The organism is Mesorhizobium sp. M7A.F.Ca.CA.001.08.2.1, from assembly GCF_003998455.1.
Lineage (GTDB): Bacteria > Pseudomonadota > Alphaproteobacteria > Rhizobiales > Rhizobiaceae > Mesorhizobium > Mesorhizobium ciceri.
In genome coordinates this window covers 1-1,583 of sequence record NZ_RZPW01001078.1, presented here as the reverse complement: position 1 = coordinate 1,583, position 1,583 = coordinate 1, and the positions used below count along the sequence as shown (strand labels likewise).

Here is a 1,583-nt window from a genome sequence, read left to right as displayed (position 1 = left end):
TTCTCGGAATCCACCATTTTCGGCTCGGCCTGATCTGAATCTCAACACACCTTGCGTTGGTGCTAATGCGCCTCGTCCCAGTTGTTGGCGGCTCGCGCGTCGACATGCAGCGGCACCGACATCGAGACCGCCGGCATCGCCGCGTTTTCCATGACATGACGCACGACCGGGATCGTCGCCTCGACTTCCGCCTCGACGGTCTCGAAGATCAGTTCGTCATGCACCTGCAGCAGCATGCGTGCCGAAAGGCCGGCTTTTTCCAGCGCCTCCTCCATGCGGATCATGGCACGGCGGATGATGTCGGCGGCGGTGCCTTGCAGGCGGGCATTGATCGAGGCGCGTTCGTTGAAGGCGCGGAGCGAGGGGTTGGACGATCTTATGTCGGGGTAATGGATGCGGCGGCCGAAGATCGTTTCGACAAAGCCGTGCTCGCGGGCATAGGCCTTGGTCTCCTCGATGTAATCGCGGATGCCGGGGAAGCGCTCGAAATATTTCTTGATGTAGTTGCCGGCTTCCTCGCGCGGGATCGACAGCTGGTTGGCGAGACCGAAGGCCGAAATGCCGTAGATGATGCCGAAATTGATCGCCTTGGCGCGGCGGCGAACCTCCGAGGGCATGCCTTCGACCGGCACGTTGAACATCTCCGACGCGGTGATGGCGTGGATGTCGGCGCCGTCGGCGAAAGCCTGCCGCAGTTGCGGGATCTCGGCGACATGGGCGAGCACCCGCAATTCGATCTGGCTGTAGTCGGCCGAGACCAGCCGATGGCTCTTGTCGGTGATGAAGGCGGTCCTGATCTTGCGGCCCTCGGCGGTGCGCACCGGGATGTTCTGCAGGTTCGGATCGGAGGATGACAGGCGTCCCGTCGTCGTAGCGGCCAACGCGTAGGAGGTGTGGACGCGCTTGGTGTCGGGGTGGATGAAGCCGGGCAGCGCATCGGTATAGGTCGATTTCAGCTTGGTCAGCTGGCGCCAGTCGACGATCTTGCGCGGCAGTTCGTGACCTTCGGCGGCGAGATCTTCGAGAAGCTGCGCCGAGGTCGACCACTGGCCGGTCTTGGTCTTCGAACCGCCGGGCAGGCCCATGCGCCCGAACAGGATGTCGCCGAGCTGCTTTGGCGAACCGATGTTGATGCGTTCGCCGATGAGCTGGTAGATTTCCTCTTCGAGGCGAGCGGCGCCCTGCGCCAATTCGCCGGAGAGCCGCGATAGGATCTGCCTGTCGACCGAGATGCCGCGCTGTTCCATGCGCGCCAGCACCGGCACCAGCGGCCGCTCCAGCCGCTCATAGACAGACACCAGGCCCTTGGCGGCAAGCCGCGGTTTCAGCACCAGCCAGAGCCGCAGCGTCACATCGGCGTCTTCGGCGGCATGAGCCGTCGCCTTGTCGATGTCGACCTGATCGAAACCGACCGAGCTTTTGCCCGAGCCGGTCACGTCCTTGAGCTGAAGAGGGGTATGACCGAGCCACTTTTCGGCAAGCGCATCCATGCCGTGACCATGGGGCGTACCGGCATCGAGCACGTAGGAGATCAGCATGGTGTCGTCGAACGGTGCGACATCGACGCCGTAGCGGCTCATGAT

The 1,583-nt window shown here is 63.2% G+C and carries 1 protein-coding gene; it reads right to left on the bottom strand.

The annotated features are described in order from the left end of the window. Positions 1-62 precede the first annotated feature (62 nt). The coding region (gene polA / locus EN914_RS34900) for a DNA polymerase I (RefSeq protein ID WP_127389664.1) at positions 63-1,583 on the bottom strand (1,521 nt) is incomplete at its 5' end.